The 18,479-nt window shown below is 58.3% G+C and carries 16 protein-coding genes; 13 read left to right on the top strand and 3 right to left on the bottom strand.

What is annotated here, in order from left to right; translation table 11 throughout:
• Positions 1 to 22: 22 nt before the first annotated feature.
• The 3 genes from IF189_RS28170 to tssI all read right to left on the bottom strand — a co-directional run bounded on the left by IF189_RS28170 (position 23) and on the right by tssI (position 4,528).
• Positions 23 to 271: a hypothetical protein gene (locus tag IF189_RS28170; RefSeq protein WP_134828534.1), complete on the bottom strand. Its 249-nt coding sequence runs from the start codon at positions 269 to 271 to the stop codon at positions 23 to 25.
• A 236-nt stretch (positions 272 to 507) separates the two neighbouring features.
• The gene (locus IF189_RS28165) at positions 508 to 1,179 is read right to left on the bottom strand and encodes a DUF2931 family protein (protein WP_011336603.1); all 672 of its coding nucleotides are present in this window, start codon (positions 1,177 to 1,179) and stop codon (positions 508 to 510) included.
• Complete coding sequence (tssI, locus tag IF189_RS28160; protein ID WP_192552592.1) at positions 1,172 to 4,528, bottom strand: type VI secretion system tip protein TssI/VgrG; 3,357 nt, start codon at positions 4,526 to 4,528, stop codon at positions 1,172 to 1,174. The genes IF189_RS28165 and tssI overlap by 8 nt, the downstream gene beginning before the upstream one ends.
• A gap of 717 nt (positions 4,529 to 5,245) precedes the next feature.
• Here tssI and tssA point away from each other — a divergent pair.
• From tssA to tssH, 13 genes are all read left to right on the top strand, one after another.
• Entirely contained in the window at positions 5,246 to 6,808 is a 1,563-nt protein-coding gene (gene tssA / locus IF189_RS28155) for a type VI secretion system protein TssA (RefSeq protein ID WP_119426836.1), read from the top strand.
• Positions 6,809 to 6,840: 32 nt separating this feature from the next.
• Entirely contained in the window at positions 6,841 to 7,344 is a 504-nt protein-coding gene (gene tssB / locus IF189_RS28150; RefSeq protein ID WP_003229587.1) for a type VI secretion system contractile sheath small subunit, read from the top strand.
• A gap of 28 nt (positions 7,345 to 7,372) precedes the next feature.
• Positions 7,373 to 8,848, top strand: a complete 1,476-nt coding sequence (tssC, locus tag IF189_RS28145; protein WP_085708829.1) for a type VI secretion system contractile sheath large subunit — start codon at positions 7,373 to 7,375, stop codon at positions 8,846 to 8,848.
• Between the two features lie 9 nt (positions 8,849 to 8,857).
• Positions 8,858 to 9,265: a type VI secretion system baseplate subunit TssE gene (tssE, locus tag IF189_RS28140; RefSeq protein ID WP_134828531.1), complete on the top strand. Its 408-nt coding sequence runs from the start codon at positions 8,858 to 8,860 to the stop codon at positions 9,263 to 9,265.
• A gap of 19 nt (positions 9,266 to 9,284) precedes the next feature.
• A complete protein-coding gene (locus IF189_RS28135; protein ID WP_225739932.1) occupies positions 9,285 to 9,716 on the top strand; it encodes a hypothetical protein in 432 nt (143 codons plus the stop codon).
• 11 nt (positions 9,717 to 9,727) lie between these two features.
• Positions 9,728 to 10,252 carry a PAAR domain-containing protein gene (locus IF189_RS28130; protein ID WP_134828530.1) on the top strand — a complete coding sequence of 175 codons (525 nt, stop codon included), beginning with the start codon at positions 9,728 to 9,730 and terminating at the stop codon, positions 10,250 to 10,252.
• Positions 10,253 to 10,262: 10 nt separating this feature from the next.
• A complete protein-coding gene (locus IF189_RS28125; RefSeq protein WP_134828529.1) occupies positions 10,263 to 11,243 on the top strand; it encodes a DUF6402 family protein in 981 nt (326 codons plus the stop codon).
• Positions 11,240 to 11,623, top strand: coding sequence for a hypothetical protein (locus IF189_RS28120; protein ID WP_134828528.1), 384 nt, complete (start codon positions 11,240 to 11,242; stop codon positions 11,621 to 11,623). Before IF189_RS28125 ends, IF189_RS28120 begins: the two co-directional genes overlap by 4 nt.
• Before the next feature lie 69 nt (positions 11,624 to 11,692).
• The gene (locus IF189_RS28950) at positions 11,693 to 12,475 is read left to right on the top strand and encodes a hypothetical protein (protein WP_225739931.1); all 783 of its coding nucleotides are present in this window, start codon (positions 11,693 to 11,695) and stop codon (positions 12,473 to 12,475) included.
• Positions 12,476 to 12,582: 107 nt separating this feature from the next.
• Positions 12,583 to 13,014: a hypothetical protein gene (locus IF189_RS28110; protein WP_134828678.1), complete on the top strand. Its 432-nt coding sequence runs from the start codon at positions 12,583 to 12,585 to the stop codon at positions 13,012 to 13,014.
• Positions 13,015 to 13,041: 27 nt separating this feature from the next.
• Positions 13,042 to 14,829 carry a type VI secretion system baseplate subunit TssF gene (tssF, locus tag IF189_RS28105; RefSeq protein ID WP_007954380.1) on the top strand — a complete coding sequence of 596 codons (1,788 nt, stop codon included), beginning with the start codon at positions 13,042 to 13,044 and terminating at the stop codon, positions 14,827 to 14,829.
• Positions 14,793 to 15,800 (top strand): type VI secretion system baseplate subunit TssG, encoded by a 1,008-nt coding sequence (gene tssG, locus IF189_RS28100; protein WP_085708833.1) that lies wholly within the window; start codon positions 14,793 to 14,795, stop codon positions 15,798 to 15,800. Before tssF ends, tssG begins: the two co-directional genes overlap by 37 nt.
• An 11-nt stretch (positions 15,801 to 15,811) precedes the next feature.
• Positions 15,812 to 18,469, top strand: coding sequence for a type VI secretion system ATPase TssH (tssH, locus tag IF189_RS28095; RefSeq protein ID WP_134828527.1), 2,658 nt, complete (start codon positions 15,812 to 15,814; stop codon positions 18,467 to 18,469).
• Positions 18,470 to 18,479: the final 10 nt, after the last annotated feature.

Raw genomic sequence — 18,479 nt, 5'->3', positions numbered from 1 at the left:
CGAAGATACGGCTTTTAGCAGTTCACCCATAGGTAGCCAATACCATCTTGGCAAACTCGTTCTTGCTTGGCTGGTGCCCATAGGATTTCAGGTATTTACGCCACTCGGACTCGAGTATGGGGCTTTCGTATTCGCCCTCCGTCGCCAGATGTGTAGCTGCATCGTCTATCAGGACTTGGGTGTAATGTTTCGAGGATTTGTTTGTACTGGCTTCCGAAGTTGAAATGAACGGTCCCGCCACTGTGAGAAACAAGCCGATACCCGTCAGCATTGAGAACTCCAGGGGACCACCGTTCACCAGGCATCCAATACCAACGCAGCCTTCAGCTCGAACAGAGGTGCTGGTTGTGAGCGTCAGCATGACAACCAGTGCGCATCCAATCCCCGATTATTGATTGTTTATTGTGTCTACCGCTCATGTTGGTTTTAAAGCTCCCTTTTATTGTTTATGGATCCCTTTGTGCAGCGATTGCACATGGCAAGTGACTGGAGGGTGTTTGTGATGCCTTACCAGCTCCCGAAGGGGATGCCGTATTTTTCGATGTAGGTTTTGGACTCCGGTGAAAGAGGTAGCGCGTAGCGCCCTCCATTTTTCCCTTGATACGGCCCCTGCTTGACGATGCTCCCTTCAACCCGAGCAATCTCGACAGGCTTGAGACAAGGCCCACGCTGCCAAACCTTGGCAATGCCGCCGGGCGCCAATCCAATAGTTACGCGATCGCGGTAATCCGTGATCCATTTGCCATCCAGTCTGCAGTACGCCTTTTCCGGTTTATGCATGATTTCCCGCGCAGATTCGGGAATCACAATGTAGGCCTCATAGGTTTGAGGCTCAGCCAGTGATTGCCATCGCACATAGATCAAGCGGGGAAGATCGGCACCAGTGACGTCACGTCCGCCGCCACTACCGGGGCTGTCAGGCCAGCCTGCGGGCTTGCCCTTGTTGTCGGCGGGTGTGTTCACCGAGGCAATCCCGGCTCCGGCGCGTTTGAACACACGTTCACGGATATCCACCACGTCGGCCGTTTCAATCCAGACCTCCATGTAGGCAGGTGCTCCGAAGCCGAGATACCAAGGCCGTTTGGTGATCGGTTGTGCATGACTTTGAGTGCAAAGCACCAACAGCAATCCGAAGACGAACCCCGTGTGTTTTTTGACGGGCCGAGTGAATTTATTCATGGGGGTGCACCACTCGTTGTTTGTTCTTTGTTGGGCGGTTGATAAAAACAACGCTCCAGTCGCTGTTGTTGAAATCTTTGGCTGCGTTCCAGTGCGCGGATAGGTGGATATAGCGACTGCGTAACAAAGCCCGCTCTTTGATAGTCAGTCCTTCAACAGATGACTCACCCAAGGCGTAAGCCTGAAGTTTTTTGTGAATGGGTACTAACTCTGCGGGCAAATTTAGCGCTGGCCTGTCGGGAATCAGCTTGAGCGGCACCCCGGCTCTTATCGCAAGCTCACGCATGATGCGTAAATACACCAGCGACAACTCACCGTGTACCGGGCGTTCAATCATGGCCGCAGCATAAACCCGCTTCTGGGGATCCGGTGTGGATCGGCCCCTTTCCAATCGTTGAATTACAGGGGTCTCCCAGAGTGCAACCCGCAGTTGATTGCCTGGAGCGTCATCTTCGATGACGCCTTTCGTATACCAGGCAAACGCCTCCTTTTCGGCAGCGACATAAGCTGCGCTACGGGTCGCTTCGTGGCTTCGGCTGATGGTGCTGGTGACCGGACTGCTCAACAGAAGTTTCTCCTTGGCTCTGGGCAGATAACCACCTCCCAGATCCGAGTGGGCGCCGGGTAATACCAGATCAATCTCACCCAGGCTGTTAAGGGCAAAGTTCTCGCGATATTCATCACGAGCCACCAGGTGCACCACTTTGCTGGCGCAACCTTCCGGCAGCTTCAAGTCCAGCCCGGGATTTCTGCTGTTAGCGCCTGTGAAGTCGAGCAACCATGGATTGGCGATTGCCGCGACGGTATCAAACAGACCAATGAAATTGATGCCGATACAGGATTGTGGATCCCAGTCAAAGCTACTGGATAAAGACGGAGAGCCCGCTGGCAGCGCCTTTGCAAGAATGCTGCGCTTGCCTTTGAGCACTTCGTTTGCGAAGTGCCGTGCAGCGGCGGCGCCTCGACTGAAGCCGAAAATATCGAACTCGATTCGTTCTATTAGCGCGTTGGGGTTGCTATCAATCAGTGATCGAATTTGCTCCATGATTTTTTCAGGGCTCTGCTCCACACGAGCCAGGACACCCGTTTCGCCTCGGCCGGTTAACTGGGCGTAAAGTGAATCGCCTCCATCAGCTGTCGTACCAATGCCTTCGATGTATACACGCAAGGAAGCCTGTTTCGTTTTCTCCGGCAATACCTCGAAGGCATGGTCTGTATACAGCTCATGCAAACGCACAATATTGCTCACATCATTGCCATAACTGTTATCCGGCGAGTTGCCATTCCCGTCGTACCCATGGGCGGCGCAGTGCTTCTGAATCTCTTCGGCCGCCTCCGCCAGATTGGCATCTGGCGCATAGCAAGCCGCGACCGTTTCGCTGTTGGCCTTGTTGTTCCCCGTCCCATCGAAAAAAACGCGAATCCGCAACGTAATCCCGGCAGGCGTTTCATCCTCCAGCTCGACTTCTTCTTCCTCTTCTTCGAGCTCGCTTTCCTCTGGGGAGGGTTGCGAGGCGTTCGTCTGTCTCGCTGCCGGATTACCCGTGGCCTGCGACACAAAACGCTTGGCAGATTCATCCCTGGATACCTCGCCGCCCGTCACAATCTCGGTACTGCTGAAGATCACGCCCTCGTCGATCACGATGTGATGACCGCCGGCTTTCAGCGTGATGCTGGCGCCCGCATCCAGCACCACATTGGCACCGGCCTTGATCTGCACGTGCTGTCCCGCCTCGACGGCAATGACCTTGCCGACAGATGTCTGGCTGCTGCCCTGGATGCTTTCCCGTCGATCGCGTCCGACCTCCAGTCGACTGTCGTGGAGGATCTGCCGCTCCATGTCGCGTTGGGCGCGCAGGTAAACCAGTTCCTGGCCGGCACGGTCTTCAAGCGTCAGTTCGTTGTAGCCGCCGGTGTCGGGTGAGCTGCGACTGCGCAGAACGGTGCGGGTCTTGTGCTCGGGCAATCTGTAAGGCGCGGGCGTGAGTTTGTTGATCACGCAACCGGTAATCAGTGGTTGATCGGGGTCGCCCTCCAGAAAGGTCACCACGACTTCCATTCCGACGCGGGGAAGGGTCATTGCGCCAAAACCGTTTCCGGCCCAGTTCGACGACACTCGTACCCAACAACTGCTGCGTTCGCAGTTCAGCTCGGCCCGGTCCCAGTGGAATTCGATCTTCACGCGACCGAACTCATCGCAGTAGATCTCTTCACCTTTTGGCCCGGTTACCCGAGCCGTCTGGCTCACCAACGGTGGCCGGCGCGCAGGCAGTGGAGGGCGGAAAACCACTTCGGCAGGTATGGCGCGGAAGCTGTTGCGATATCCCTGGGTAAAACCGTCTGCAGTAGTGGTTTCGTTTGTGGCGTGTTCCTCCAGAACTTGAGGTTGTCGCCCGGTGTGCGTGACTTCGAGTAATTGCCACAGTCCGTTGCATTGCTTGCGGGGATGTTCGGTCAATTCGAACAGGTGGCCACAGCGCAGGGTTGGCTGGTTGCTCTGACCCTCGGCCGTTTCATAATCGGCGCGATGGCGTTCCAGGGCCTGACGGGCAAGTTGTTTGCCACGCTTCTCGTTCTCCATCGACAGCGGATAGCGATAGTCCTCAAGTCCGGGTGTGAAATCGGCGACAAATCGGGTTTCAAGCAACAGGTGCGGGCGCTTCAGGTCGTAGTCCCGACGGGTGACGCGGCTGGTACGTGTTCGGGCGTGCCAGGAAAACCGGTGGACCACCGGGTGCTCCGCCACCATCGCGCTGTCGTGCCGGTAGGTTGTTGCGTGCAATGTCGGCAGGAACACCGTGTCATCGGTGAACACCAGCAAATGCCTCTCCACCGAGTGCTGGTGATGCCATGTGATGCCGTCTTCGGCGCACAGGCGCTGGATGAACTCGAAATCGCTTTCACCGTACTGGGTGCAGTACGCGCGTGGTGGCAAGGTCTGGACATGGAACCTGAACGCATCGGCAAGGATGCCGTGACGTTTGAGCACTTGGGTGATGATTTGCGGGACAGTCTGGTTCTGGAAAATCTGTTGATCGCGACTGAACTGCAAATAGTGGAGGACTGGGACCAGTGTCAGGCCATAGTGCGACAGGCGCTTTCCAGACTCGCCGGCCTGCACATCCTCGATGCACCCGTGAATGCCTTCGCCATCCAGTCCGAAGCGCAGGAACGCCGGCTGACCAAGCAAAGGTTCCACGTCGAAATCATGAACCTCGCAGACGAGTCCTACCTTGATGGCATAAAGCGTGCTGACGGCCTCGGAACCCTCGAAAGCCAACACCTTGAAGTCGTTGCGAACGGCGGGAATCTGCAGCGTAAAGCGCGCAGAACTGACAGCTCCAGACATACGCTTGTCCTTAAGCAGAGAGGGAAATTTGGCGTGATGTCGAAACCCTCCCTGGTCAGCGCACGCGAACATTGCCCGGCACGCTAACAAGGCGTGAAACAAATTTATGTAAGAAGAGTCCCTGGTTTAAGTCGGAACATTCCGCGTTGTAAAACAGCGCCAGGGTTGTGGGAAATGCCTGTGGGAAAGTGATTCAAGGCGATAAGGAAACCCTGCGATAGTCCTGTCTGTGCAGGTATTCCAACAATATTCAACATATGAATTGCCATCAATTTGATGGCACTTTTATTGTTTGCAGTTGTCGCCAGTCATTTGTTAATAGATGAGCGTGTATTTTCGGAAGCGTCCTACTTCAAATTTTTTCCGTTTTTGTCATGCTTTCATCCGTATTTATGGAACGGCCGTGCCACCACTGTTGCTGGCTTTCACTGGGCGCTCTAGATCAATGCTTACGGGGCAGCAGGCCGAAAATGTGAAATATAAACCGATATCAGGGAAACCCCTGCGACATATAGGGCGATCTCCTACACACCCCAATGAACAGTTCGTCTTGTTGTTTAATCGGATGCTTGCTAGTGGCCATCATTGTGATTACGATGCGCGCACTTGAAAGAGCACACACTCAATTGGATGAGTCTCCCCAATGCTCTTCGATACTGTCCCCGCGCCGCTGCAACTCCAATAGGCGCACGACCGTAATCCAAATAAAGGCCATGGATGTCCTACTCAAGCAAACTTTCCGCCCATTACCTCGAACTCGCTAAAGTCTCTGTTTCCAAAGAGAATTTTGCGGGCGAAGACGTTCGTTTCTCGAGCGAATTCGAGGCGCTGGAAAGCGAGCTGGCCAAAGCCTCGTCGATGCACGAAAGCGGGCAGGTCGACTGGCTGAAAATCCGCGAAAACAGCGAAAACCTGCTGCGCACCCAATCCAAGGATCTACGTGTCGGCGCCTGGCTGACCTGGTCGCTGTACCAGCGTGAATCCTTCCCCGGGCTGCTCGCCGGCCTCGGTTTGCTGCACCACTTGTCGGAAAATAACTGGGCCGATGTTCACCCGCTCAAGCCCCGTACCCGGGCCGCCGCCATCGGCTGGCTGGTGCCGCGTCTGGAGCAGGTGATCACCGAGAACATCGCGATCAAGGAACAGCTGCCGATGTTCCGGCAGTTGTCCGAGCACCTGTCCGGTCTGGACGCGGCCTGCACCGAACATCTGGGTGATGACGCGCCGCTGTTGCTGCCGCTCTCCCGCCGCCTGAAAACCATGATCCAGCGCGCCGCCGACAACCAGCCGGCCCCCGGCGTTGTGGGTGCGGCGGTAGCACAGGTCAAACAGGCTGCCAGCCAGTTGCTGGCCCCCGGCGCGCCGATCGATAACGAGAAAGAAGCCCACAAAGCCCTGCGCGCCCAGCAGGAAAGCGCCCGTCCGTTGTGCGCCTGGTGGCTCAAGCAGAAGGCCACCGACCTGCGCGCCCTGCGCCTCAACCGCACCTTGCTCTGGATGACGATCGATGCGGTGCCCGAGCGCAACGCTGAGCAGATCACCGTGCTGCGGGGGTTGCCGGTGGACAAGCTCAAGCAGTATCAGGACCGTTTTGACCAAGGCAAATACGCCGACCTGCTGGTGGAACTGGAGGCGAGCCTGGCGAAGGCGCCGTTCTGGTTCGATGGCCAGAGGATGGTCTGGGAATGCCTCCAGAACCTCAACGCCGAGCTGGCCATGCGCGAAGTGGAAATCCACTTCGCGCTTTTGATTCAGCGCCTGCCCGGCATCATCGAGCTGCGTTTCCATGACGGCGCGCCGTTCGCCGATCCGTCCACCCGGGCGTGGATCGCGGGCAACGTCATGCCGCACCTGCAAAGCGCCAGCGCGCCGCGCAAGGTCGAAACCGAGAACGTCGAAACCCAGCCCGCCTGGGAAAAAGCCCTGGAAGAAGTCCAGCCGATCCTGCGCAAGGAAGGCCTCAAGCCAGCGGTGCAGATCCTCAAGCAAGGATTGCAGTCCGCCCATGGCGGCCGCGAACGCTTCTTCTGGCAGTTCGCCCTCGCGCGGCTGTGCTTCCTGGCCAAGAAATACGAACTCGCCAAGAACCAGCTCGAAACCCTCGATCAGACATTACAGGACTCAGGCCTGCACGCCTGGGAGCCCGATCTTGCATTGGAAGTGCTGCACCTGCTGCACAGTTGCTGCGAGTTGCTGCCGCAGAACCATGCCGTACGTGAACGCAAGGAAGAGATTTATCGCAGGCTGTGCCACCTCGACCTCGAAGTGGTACTCGAATAGGCCCCAGGGCCACAACCGCAAGGAGAAAAGCCATGGCCAAAGAAGGCTCGGTAGCCCCCAAGGAACGCATCAACGTCACCTTCAAACCCGCCACCGGCGGTGCTCAGGAAGAGATTGAACTGCCGCTGAAGCTGCTGGCAATCGGTGACTACACCCACCGCAAGGACGATCGCAAGATCGAGGATCGCAAGCCGATCAGCATCGACAAGATGACCTTCGACGAAGTGCTGGCCAAGCAAGAGCTGGGTCTGACGCTGAGCGTGCCGAACCGTCTGCAGGAAGATGGCGAGGCCGACGAGCTGGCCGTGCAACTGCGCGTCAACTCCATGAAGGACTTCAACCCGGCCAGCCTGGTCGAGCAAGTGCCTGAGCTGAAAAAACTGATGGAACTGCGCGATGCGCTGGTGGCCCTCAAAGGCCCGCTGGGTAACGCACCTGCGTTCCGTAAAGCCATCGAAGGCGTGCTCGCCGACGACGAATCCCGCGGTCGCGTACTCGGTGAGCTGGGCTTGAACGCCGCAGCCCCGGACGCCTGAGCCCACAGCAGCCAAGGAAGCCAACACAATGAGCACTAGCGCAGCACAACAGAACGCCGCCGAAAACGGCGAATACAGCATTCTCGACAGCATCATCGCCGAAACCCGCCTGACGCCGGACGACGAAGCCTACGACATCGCCAAGCGCGGTGTGTCGGCGTTCATCGAAGAGCTGCTCAAGCCGCAGAACAACGGTGAGCCGGTCAAGAAAGCCATGGTTGACCGCATGATCGCCGAGATCGATGCCAAGCTCAGCCGCCAGATGGACGAAATCCTGCACCACCCGGACTTCCAGGCGCTGGAATCGTCGTGGCGTGGCCTGCAACTGCTGGTCGACCGCACCAACTTCCGCGAAAACATCAAGATCGAAATCCTCAACGTCTCCAAAGATGACCTGCTGGACGACTTCGAAGATTCGCCGGAAGTGATGCAGTCGGGCCTGTACAAGCACATCTACACCGCTGAATACGGCCAGTTCGGTGGTCAGCCGGTTGGCGCGATCATCGCCAACTACTACCTGTCCCCAAGCTCGCCGGACGTGAAACTGATGCAGTACGTGGCCAGCGTATCCTGCATGTCCCACGCGCCGTTCATCGCCGCTGCCGGCCCGAAATTCTTCGGCCTGGAAAGCTTCACCGGCCTGCCGGACCTGAAGGATCTGAAAGATCACTTCGAAGGCCCGCAATTCACCAAATGGCAGAGCTTCCGTACCTCGGAAGACTCCCGCTACGTTGGCCTGACCGTTCCGCGTTTCCTGCTGCGTAACCCGTACGATCCGGAAGAAAACCCGGTCAAATCGTTCGTGTACAAGGAAAACGTTGCCAACAGCCACGAGCACTACCTGTGGGGCAACACTGCTTACGCGTTCGGCACCAAGCTGACCGACAGCTTCGCCAAGTTCCGCTGGTGCCCGAACATCATCGGCCCACAGAGCGGCGGCGCCGTTGAAGACCTGCCTCTGCACCACTTCGAAAGCATGGGCGAAATCGAAACCAAGATTCCTACCGAAGTTCTGGTTTCCGACCGTCGTGAATACGAACTGGCCGAGGAAGGCTTCATCTCCCTGACCATGCGTAAAGGCTCCGACAACGCGGCGTTCTTCTCCGCAAGCTCGGTGCAGAAGCCGAAGTTCTTCGGCATCAGCGCAGAGGGCAAGGCGGCAGAGCTGAACTACAAGCTTGGCACCCAACTGCCGTACATGATGATCGTCAACCGCCTGGCTCACTACTTGAAAGTGCTGCAGCGCGAGCAACTCGGTTCGTGGAAAGAGCGTACCGACCTCGAGCTGGAACTGAACAAGTGGATCCGCCAGTACGTGGCCGACCAGGAAAACCCGAGCGCCGAAGTACGTGGCCGTCGTCCGCTGCGCGCTGCGCAAGTGATCGTCAGCGACGTTGAAGGCGAGCCGGGCTGGTACCGCGTCAGCCTGAACGTGCGCCCGCACTTCAAGTACATGGGTGCCGATTTCACCCTGTCGCTGGTTGGCAAGCTGGACAAAGAGTAAGAGCGACTCATGGACGGATACGGCAGCCTTTTCGAACGCCTCAACGGCGACGCGGAACTACGCAAGGGCAAGAGCCTCGAGGCTTCTGCCATGGCGTCGGTGGCTGCCCATCTGGCCAAAATGCTCAGCACCCGGGCCGGCAGCGTGCAAACGCTGTCCGACTACGGGTTGCCCGATCTCAATGACATGCGCCTGAGCCTGCACGACTCCCTGAGTCAGGCCCGCCTGGCCATCGAAAGCTTCATCGAAGCCTACGAACCGCGCCTGAGCAACGTGCGTGTCATTTCCCTGCCGCGAGACCACGACCAGCTCCGCCTGGCCTTCAGCATCGAAGGCCTGCTGGAAGTCGAGGGCTTCAAGCGTCAGGTCAGTTTCGCCGCGCGCCTGGATGGCAGCGGTCAAGTGAAGGTGAGTTAGAACCATGCGAGGGAGCGTCGTGAATCCGGGAATGTGGGCGAAGTGGAGACGTAGCGCGTTGTTATTGCTTGCGCTGACGGCTGCTGCCCTGGTTTCAGCTGCCTGTTACGTGAAAACGACGGCGTCACGGCTGGCTCACGAGTACTCCACAGTTTGGAATGACGCTGGTACGTGCTTCATTCGTTCCTACATTCCGCAGTATTCGGCCGTCGGAATACCGGGAATGATTTTCAAGCTGTTTGCCAGTGAAGCCTTTTTCCGGGTTTACGCAAAAGACGGCACGCTGCTGAAGTCGTCCGAATGGTTGCTCTGGCAGAACGAGTTCACCACCGATGAACGCTCGCAGTGGATTTACGGTCATGCGATCTATCCGACAGCGACGGGCTACGAGGGCTGGAATATTCCAGCGTGTGGTCAAGAAATGAACAGTCCTCAAGCCAAGGTCAACTAAGGAGAACCCCGATGTCTGGCAAACCTGCAGCACGCGTATCCGACCCCACTGCTTGCCCGCTTCCCGGCCACGGCACCAACCCGATTGCCGCCGGTTCCGGCGACGTGTTCTTCGACGGCCTCGCGGCCGCCCGCGAAGGCGATGCCTCCGCGTGTGGTGGTGCGTTGGTAGGCGATCTGGCGACGACGGTTCTGATCAATGGCAAGCCGGCGGCCACCGTTGGTTCGGTTGGTTCTCACGGCAATAAAGTCACGGCTGGATCAGGGACGGTGATTATCGGCAATTCGCATTCACCGGCGCCGTTTGTGCCGCCGTTGCCGGTGGAGCTCAGTTGGCCTTTTACCCAGCACTTCGTAGCACGCAATCCGAGAACCGGTGCTCCGGTCGCAAACCGTGCTTACACCCTGAGAACGGCTTCTGGCAAAGAAATCAAAGGCGTTACTGATGCACAGGGTAGAACGTCGCCGATTGCTTCCAATTTGGCTGAAAGCGTCACGCTTACCTTCGAACCACAGTCTTCGCTCGTGATTGCATAGGGTTTATGACATGACCGCACCGGCACCACTCACGACCCAGCTCACCCCTTCTTCTGACAAGACGCCAGTAGAAGTACCTGTGGACGAGTTCCAGATCACGGATATTCCCGGCGCCATGAGAAAAATGGGCTGGGTGCAGGCTGCTCGACTGATGCAGCGCTGGTTCGATGGCAAGCCTTACGAGATGACTATCGACGAAAAGGAAGGGCGTCTTGACGTTAAGCAACTCACTCCAGAAAAACTATTTGATGATCTGGAATTCGATTGGTTGAACAGTGCGTCACCGCACACAGGTGAAGATGTAAAAGCGTTGCTCGAAAAAGCGGCGTATGCCAGTCAGTACAACGAGTTGATCGGACGTGTCAAAGGATTGAATCAACTGGCGCCTGGTCTTTTGCAATTTATGACGCGTCTGAGAGATCTCGGGATTCTTGATCAGGCAAACATGGATCTGAAAACAGGCGAATATGATTTCAGTTCTATGAGTGCCAAAGAGTTGGAAGTGACCTCGCAGTACAATCACAGACCTATCGGAACTGATAAGTGGGCAAGGATTACTGATCCACTGGATGATGTCTACGGAACACTAGGTGGGTTTTCCGTCAAATTTGCTGTTACCAAGTTTTCGGCGGTCTCGAAAACAAAAAAGACACCGGCTACTTTGCACATCGAAGAAATTGGTTGCTACATACGTGATACGTATGAATTTTTGAATGACAGCAGTAAGAATCAGCCGCTTGGGTACTGGAGCTTTGAAAGTGGCGTGAAAGGATTTACTGCGTTGGGTCGAGATACATTTGAAGCCGATGGTCAGTTGTATCACAAGGTAACGAACGATAGCTTCAATCAGTACCGTGCTCTACACGGTAAAGGTGGCGATTTGTTTGTTTATTCGACAGTAAAGAAGTTGCCAACATCCATTTCATTTCGCTTCATGAATGCTGACTTTGGTGAGTTCGTGGCAAGGGCAAAGCCGATGGTGAAGTCATGATCGGTACTAACAGAAAACGAGGCGTTTATCTGCTGCTGACTATGTTATTGCTTCTGGCGATGCTTCTCGCACTAAAAGTTCATAGTTCTCTGGTCACAAAGCCATTAAAAACTTATATGAGTGAATCTGGTAAGTGCTACATCGCCAGATATGCAGCTGATTATGAATTTTTGGGAGTCGCAGGAAGCTTGTTAGAGCTATTCAGCAGTCAGGCCTTCTATCGGGTCTATTCAGCGGATGGAAAGCTTCTAAAAACATCGGAGTGGTATCTATGGATGCGAGAGGGAGATTCAGGGGTTGCCCCGGAATTTCGCGGCGAGATGATCTTGTATCCGGGCTCTGAAGGCTGGGAAAGTTGGATAATTCCAGAATGTCGGTAATAGTTTTTTTGGGGGCTGAAGGCACGTCTTCATTCCAGAGTGCCGATAAAGCCATGGCCGGAATTGCACATGAATAGCCGGCACGCCATCGGTCTGGCCGTGCACTCGCTGGCCTGTGCGATTTATATCGTCATGAATGGCTATGCCGTTCCCGCTTATAAACAGCTGGTCGGTGGGTTGACCTCGCGCGGCGTCGCCATCGGCATGGCGATGTATCTGATTTTCTATTTTTTCGTTTCCCTGAATCTGGTTCTGGTCTTCATCCAGCGTCAAGCCATCCAGTTTGGCCTGGTGGTTTTGATGATGCTGGCGATTCTGTTTTATCTGCTGCCGCAGTACCCCATTCGTGGCTTGGCCTATAGCGCGCTAACAGGTGGCTTGACGGTTTGCGCCATCCTGCTGACCAACGCCATCCACACGGCTTACACCCGCTGGCGCAAGCACGCGGCACTGCAACCGCTGAAGGCTCACAACCGTCGAGCAATGCCGCGTCTATTGCTGGCTTCGGCGCTGATCGGTGTGTCCATATGCATCGTCGCGCTTGGGTTGAAGATTTTCGGTGGCGTAACGGCGCAGGCCTTGACGCGACAGTCGAGCGAGTCGGGCGAGTGCTATCTCGTCACATACACACCCGGTTATCACAAGCTGGGATTGATCGGACAAGTATTTGGGCTGTTCAGCAGCGGGTACTTTTTTCGGGTGTACACCAAGGACGGCGCACTGCTCGAGTCCTCGGAATGGAATTTTCGGGTGACTGAAGTTTTAGCGGTTGCTCCCGAGTTCAACGGCTCGACAGTGCTGTATCCCGGCGCGCAAGGCTACGAAGACTGGTGGGTGCCGGAATGCGCCTGATCGCCAGAAACTCTCTCATACAGAAAGCACACGGTGCGCATCATGACGCAAGGGATGCGCGTGTTTTCGAGGATGAGGGCTTGCCCGTCACAGGTGTATCGAACGAGATGCCCCTGCTCAGTCGCGCGCAACTCAGTTTCTTCATGGGCGCCTTGTGGGCGCCATTGCTGGTCACGCTGGCGTTTTCATCCTATGGCCTATGGATTGGCGAATATTCGACCTTCGATTCGTCCGAGACCCACTGGGTGTATCTGTTGTGGTTCGGTATGCCCGGGCTGTTGTTGTTTGCGCTCTGGGTATCGCGGACCGCGAAGAGCCGAAGTGAGCAACAGGCGGTACGAATGGTCTGGCTGGCACCGTTGAAGTTCATCCCTTTCTACGCGGTGCCCTGGATGCTTTATGGCGTGTGCAGTCTGGTCGCCGGGCCGTTCGACAGTGCTTTCATGGCCTACGGCTGGATTCTGCTCGTGCCGTACCTCCTGATTGCCGGTTACTTCTGTGCCGGTCTGACGGTCGCGCTCTACAGGATATTTTTTTGATGAGTTCCACTACCAGGCAGGTAACCCGTGTCCTTTAACCACTACTACCAAAGCGAACTCACCGCACTGCGCCAACTGGGCCGCCGTTTCGCCGAGCGTAGTCCGGCGTTGGCGCCGTTCCTGGGGCAGGCCGGGCGGGATCCGGATGTGGAGCGGTTGCTGGAAGGCTTTGCGTTTCTGACCGGGCGGCTGCGCCAGAAGCTCGATGACGAGTTGCCGGAGCTCAGCCATTCCCTGATGCAGTTGCTGTGGCCGAACTACATGCGCCCGCTGCCGGCGTTCAGCATTCTGCAGTTCGATCCGCTCAAGCGTTCGGGGCCGGCGCTGAAGGTCGAGCGGGATACGCCGATTGAAAGCGTGCCCATCGAAGACGTGCGTTGCCGCTTCCGCACCTGCTACCCGACCGAAGTCATGGCGCTGGATCTGGCCGCGCTGAACTACTCGGTGAAGGGCGACGGCTCGTTGCTCAGCCTGCGCCTGGAGATGAGTGCCGACGGTCACCTCGGCGAACTGGAGCTGAGCAAGCTGCGCCTGCACTTTGCCGGCGAGCGCTACATCAGCCAGATGCTCTACCTGAGCCTGCTGCGCAACCTCGACGGTATCGAACTGATCCCCCTCGACGGCGCCGGCAAGCCAATCGACGGCGTGAGCGGCAAGCCGATGGCGTTCAAGATTCCGGGCGACCGGGTCAAGCCAGTGGGCTTTGCCGAAGAAGAAGCGTTGATCCCGTATCCGCTGAACACCTTCCGGGGCTACCGCTACCTGCAGGAATACTTCGCCTTCCAGGACAAGTTCCTGTTCGTCGATGTCCACGGCCTGGACATTCTCAAGGCGCTGCCGGAAGACACCCTCAAGCAGATGCGCGGCCTGGAATTGCGCTTCGACATCCGCAAGAGCGGCATCATGCGCATGCGTCCGACGACGGATAACGTGAAGCTGTTCTGCACGCCGATCGTCAACCTGTTCAAGCACGACGCGCTGCCGATCCGCCTCGACGGCAAACAGGACGAATACCTGCTGTTGCCGGCGGAATTCGATCTGGAAAACTGCGGCGTGTTCTCGGTGGAAACCGTGACCGGCTGGAAGCCCGGCGGCCTCGGTTATCAGGAGTACGTGCCGTTCGAATCCTTCGAGCACGACCCGAGTTTCGACGTGCCCAACAGCCGTCCGCATTACAGCATCCGCCAGCGTTCGTCGCTGCTGCATGACGGTCTCGACACCTACCTGAGCTTCGGCATCCGCCACACCGAAGCCCACGAAACCCTGTCGATCGAGCTGGTCTGCACCAACCAGAACCTGCCGCGCAAGCTCAAGCTCGGGCAGATCTGCATGGCCTGCGAAGAGACCCCGGAGTTCCTGAGTTTCCGCAACATCACCCCGGCCACTTCCAGTTTCGCGCCGCCGCTGAACCGTGACTTCCTGTGGAAGCTGATCAGCAACATGTCGCTCAACTATCTGTCGCTGGCCGACGTCAATGCGTTGAAGGTGATTCTCGAAACCTACGACCTGCCGCGCTACTACGACCAGCACGCGGAGAAGGTCAGCAAGCGCCTGCTCGGCGGTCTGAAACTGATCAAGCATCACCACGTCGACCGGCTGCACCGTGGCTTGCCGGTGCGCGGTCTGCGCACCGAACTGACCATCGACCCGGAAGGGTATATCGGTGAGGGCGACCTGTTCGTCTTCGCCTCGGTTCTCAACGAGTTTTTCGCGCTTTACGCCAGTCTCAATTCATTCCACGAGCTGCGAGTAAAAAGCACACAGGGAGAGGTGTACCAATGGACACCACGTATGGGCCTGCAGCCCCTGCTTTAAGCGGGCTGACGAAGGTAATACGCGAGTACTCGCTGTTTCAGGCCGTGCTGCTGGTGATCGACCGGCTGCGCGAGGCGCACCCGTACCTGAGCGAAGAGGATCTGTACGACCAGGTGGAGTTCCAGGCCAACCCGAGCCTCGGATTTCCGCGCAGCGATGTCGATCGCGTGGAGTTTTTCGAAGAGCACGGGCAGATGCGCGCGCGCCTGCGCTTCAACCTGATCGGCCTGGTCGGTTCCGGTTCGCCGCTGCCGGCGTTCTACGGCGAACAAGCCCTGGGCGACAGCGAAGACGGCAACCCGACGCGCAATTTCCTCGATCTGTTCCACCATCGCCTGCAACGGCTGATGCTGCCGATCTGGCGCAAATACCGTTACCGCGCCAGCTTCCAGAGCGGCGCGGTCGACCCGTTTTCGTCGCAGCTGTTTGCGCTGATCGGCCTCGGTGGCGACGAGATTCGCCGGGCCAAGGAACTGAACTGGAAACGCCTGCTGCCGTACCTCGGCCTGCTCAGCCTGCGGGCGCACTCGGCGGCGCTGATCGAAGCGGTGCTGCGTTACTACTTCAAGCACGAAGACCTGGTCATCGAGCAGTGCATCGAGCGCCGCGTGGAAATCCTCGAAGAACAGCGCAACCGCCTCGGCTTCGCCAACAGCGTGCTGGGGGAAGACCTGGTGCTGGGCGAACACGTGCGCGATCGCAGCGGCAAGTTCCGCATTCACATCACCGAACTCGACTGGGAGCGATTCCACGAATTCCTGCCCATCGGTTTCGGTTACCAGCCGCTCTGCGCGTTGGTGCGGTTCACCTTGCGTGACCCGCTCGATTACGACATTCGCCTGGTGCTGCGCCCGGAAGAAATCCGCGAACTGCGCATTGGCGAGAAGAACGACTGTCGCCTGGGTTGGACCAGTTGGCTGGGCTGCGAAAAAGCAGACGGCGTGGTGACCCTGGGCAGCAAAATTCATTAAGGACGTGAGCCATGATCAACGTAGACCTGCAACAACTCATCCAGGCGCTGGACGCCGAAACCCGTCGCGATCTGGAGCGTTCGGCCGAGCGCTGCGTCGCCCGTGGCGGCAGCAAGATTCTGGTCGAAGACCTGATGCTCGGCCTGCTGGAGCGCCCGAACGGTCTGCTCTCCCGCGCGTTGCAGGATGCCGACGTTGACGCTGGTGAGCTGAGCGCCGCGCTGCAATCGCGGGTCGAGCACAGCGCTTCGCGCAACCCGGTGTTCGCCCCGGAGCTGGTGCAGTGGCTGCAAGACGCGCTGCTGGTGGCCAACCTTGAACTGGGCCAGACCTCGGTCGAGGACGCGGCGCTGATCCTCGCGCTGCTGCGCAACCCGATGCGCTACGCCGGCAGCCGCTACCAGCCGTTGCTTGCCAAACTGAACATTGATCGCCTGAAAGAATTTGCTTTGTCGCAGCAGCCTCAAGCAGCGGCCAATGGCAAACCGGCCGCCCAGGGCGAATCGCTGCTGGAGCGTTTCACTCACAACCTGACCCAGCAGGCCCGCGACGGCAAACTCGACCCGGTGCTGTGCCGCGATGGCGCGATCCGCCAGATGGTCGACATCCTCGCCCGTCGCCGCAAGAACAACCCGATCGTGGTCGGTGAGGCCGGCGTCGGTAAAACCGCCATCGTCGAAGGCCTGGCCTCGCGCATCGCCGCCGGTGAAGTGCCGCAGGTCTTGAAAGGCGTTGAACTGCTGTCACTGGACATGGGCCTGTTGCAGGCCGGCGCCAGCGTCAAAGGTGAATTCGAGCGTCGTCTGAAAGGCGTGATCGACGAGGTCAAAGCCTCGCCGAAGCCGATCATCCTGTTCATCGACGAAGCCCACACCCTGATCGGCGCGGGTGGCAATGCCGGCGGTTCCGATGCGGCCAACCTGCTGAAACCGGCGCTGGCCCGTGGCGAACTGCGCACCATCGCCGCCACCACCTGGGCCGAGTACAAGAAATACTTCGAGAAAGACCCGGCGCTGGCCCGTCGTTTCCAGCCGGTTCAATTGCACGAACCGACCGTGAGCGAAGCGGTGACCATCCTCCGTGGTCTGGCTCAGGTCTACGAGAAGAGCCACGGCATCTACCTGCGCGATGACGCGGTGGTCTCGGCAGCCGAGCTGTCCGCCCGTTACCTGGCCGGCCGGCAACTGCCGGACAAGGCCGTCGATGTGCTCGACACCGCCTGTGCCCGCGTACGCATCAGCCTCGCCGCTGCCCCGGAAAGCCTGGAGCGCCTGCGTGGTGAACTGGCTGAAGGTGGCCGTCAGCGTCAGGCCCTCCGTCGCGATGCCGAAGCCGGTCTGCTGATCGACCACGAAGCGCTGGATGCACTGGAAGCGCGTCTGGACGAAGCCGAAACCGAAATGGTCGCACTGGAAACCCTGTGGACCGAGCAGAAACAACTGGCCGAGCGTCTGCTGGAACTGCGTCAGCAACTGGCCAAGGCCCGTGAAGCTGCGGCGGTAGAGCCGACAGTGACTGTTGAAGAAGACGCCGAAGGCACGGTGATTGAAACCGTTGCTGCTGAAGTTGAAGAAGGCCAAAGCGTCGAAGCGCTGGAAGCCCAACTCAACGAAACCCACAGCGCCCTGACCGCCGCTCAGGTCAAGGAGCGTCTGGTCAGCTTCGAAGTCTGCCCGCGTCTGGTGGCCGAAGTGATCAGCGCCTGGACCGGCGTGCCGCTGGCGCAACTGGCCCGCGAGCACAACGCCAAGGTCGCAAGCTTCGCCACCGACCTGCGCACCCGCATCCGTGGTCAGGAACAAGCCGTGCACGCGCTGGATCGCTCGATGCGCGCCACCGCAGCCGGCCTGAACAAGCCTGATGCGCCGGTCGGCGTGTTCCTGCTGGTGGGCCCGAGCGGCGTAGGCAAGACCGAAACCGCACTGGCGCTCGCCGATCTGCTGTACGGCGGCGACCGTTTCATCACCACCATCAACATGTCCGAGTTCCAGGAGAAGCACACCGTTTCCCGCCTGATCGGTGCACCGCCAGGTTACGTCGGTTACGGCGAGGGCGGCATGCTCACCGAAGCGGTGCGCCAGAAGCCGTACTCGGTGGTGCTGCTCGATGAAGTCGAGAAGGCTGATCCGGACGTGCTCAACCTGTTCTACCAAATCTTCGACAAAGGCGTGGCCAACGATGGTGAAGGGCGCGAGATCGACTTCCGCAACACGCTGATCCTGATGACCTCGAACCTGGGCAGCGACAAGATCAGCGACCTCTGCGAAGACGGCGCGCGGCCAACCGCCGAAGTACTGGAAGAAACCATTCGCCCGGTGCTCAGCAAACACTTCAAACCGGCGCTGCTGGCGCGGATGAAAGTGGTGCCGTACTACCCGGTGGGCGGCCCGGTGCTGCGCGAGCTGATCGAGATCAAACTCGGTCGTCTGGGCGAGCGCCTGAACCGTCGCCAGCTGGACTTCAGCTGGTGCCAGAACCTCGTCGATCACCTGTCCGAGCGCTGCACCCAGAGCGAAAGCGGTGCGCGCCTGATCGACCACTTGCTCGACCAGCACGTGCTGCCGCTGGTGGCCGACCGCTTGCTCGACGCCATGGCCACCGGTGAAAGCCTCAAGCGTGTGCATGCGACGCTCGATGGTGAAGCCAGCGTGACCTGCGAGTTCGCCTGAGGTGAGTGTG

The sequence above is a fragment of the Pseudomonas sp. IzPS59 genome (assembly GCF_014863505.1).
In the GTDB taxonomy this organism is placed as follows: Bacteria; Pseudomonadota; Gammaproteobacteria; order Pseudomonadales; family Pseudomonadaceae; genus Aquipseudomonas; species Aquipseudomonas kribbensis.
Note: the sequence above shows the minus strand (reverse complement) of the source record. Positions and strands in the feature narration are given on the sequence as shown.

Coding starts and splice junctions, on each gene's coding strand:
- tssI (WP_192552592.1), bottom strand. CDS start 4,528: ATGTCTGGAGCTGTCAGTTCTGCGCGCTTTACGCTGCAGATTCCCGCC.
- tssE (WP_134828531.1), top strand. CDS start 8,858: ATGGACGGATACGGCAGCCTTTTCGAACGCCTCAACGGCGACGCGGAA.
- IF189_RS28120 (WP_134828528.1), top strand. CDS start 11,240: ATGATCGGTACTAACAGAAAACGAGGCGTTTATCTGCTGCTGACTATG.
- tssB (WP_003229587.1), top strand. CDS start 6,841: ATGGCCAAAGAAGGCTCGGTAGCCCCCAAGGAACGCATCAACGTCACC.
- IF189_RS28125 (WP_134828529.1), top strand. CDS start 10,263: ATGACCGCACCGGCACCACTCACGACCCAGCTCACCCCTTCTTCTGAC.
- IF189_RS28130 (WP_134828530.1), top strand. CDS start 9,728: ATGTCTGGCAAACCTGCAGCACGCGTATCCGACCCCACTGCTTGCCCG.
- tssH (WP_134828527.1), top strand. CDS start 15,812: ATGATCAACGTAGACCTGCAACAACTCATCCAGGCGCTGGACGCCGAA.
- tssC (WP_085708829.1), top strand. CDS start 7,373: ATGAGCACTAGCGCAGCACAACAGAACGCCGCCGAAAACGGCGAATAC.
- IF189_RS28165 (WP_011336603.1), bottom strand. CDS start 1,179: ATGAATAAATTCACTCGGCCCGTCAAAAAACACACGGGGTTCGTCTTC.
- IF189_RS28110 (WP_134828678.1), top strand. CDS start 12,583: ATGCCCCTGCTCAGTCGCGCGCAACTCAGTTTCTTCATGGGCGCCTTG.
- tssA (WP_119426836.1), top strand. CDS start 5,246: ATGTCCTACTCAAGCAAACTTTCCGCCCATTACCTCGAACTCGCTAAA.
- IF189_RS28170 (WP_134828534.1), bottom strand. CDS start 271: ATGCTGACGGGTATCGGCTTGTTTCTCACAGTGGCGGGACCGTTCATT.
- IF189_RS28950 (WP_225739931.1), top strand. CDS start 11,693: ATGAATAGCCGGCACGCCATCGGTCTGGCCGTGCACTCGCTGGCCTGT.
- tssG (WP_085708833.1), top strand. CDS start 14,793: ATGGACACCACGTATGGGCCTGCAGCCCCTGCTTTAAGCGGGCTGACG.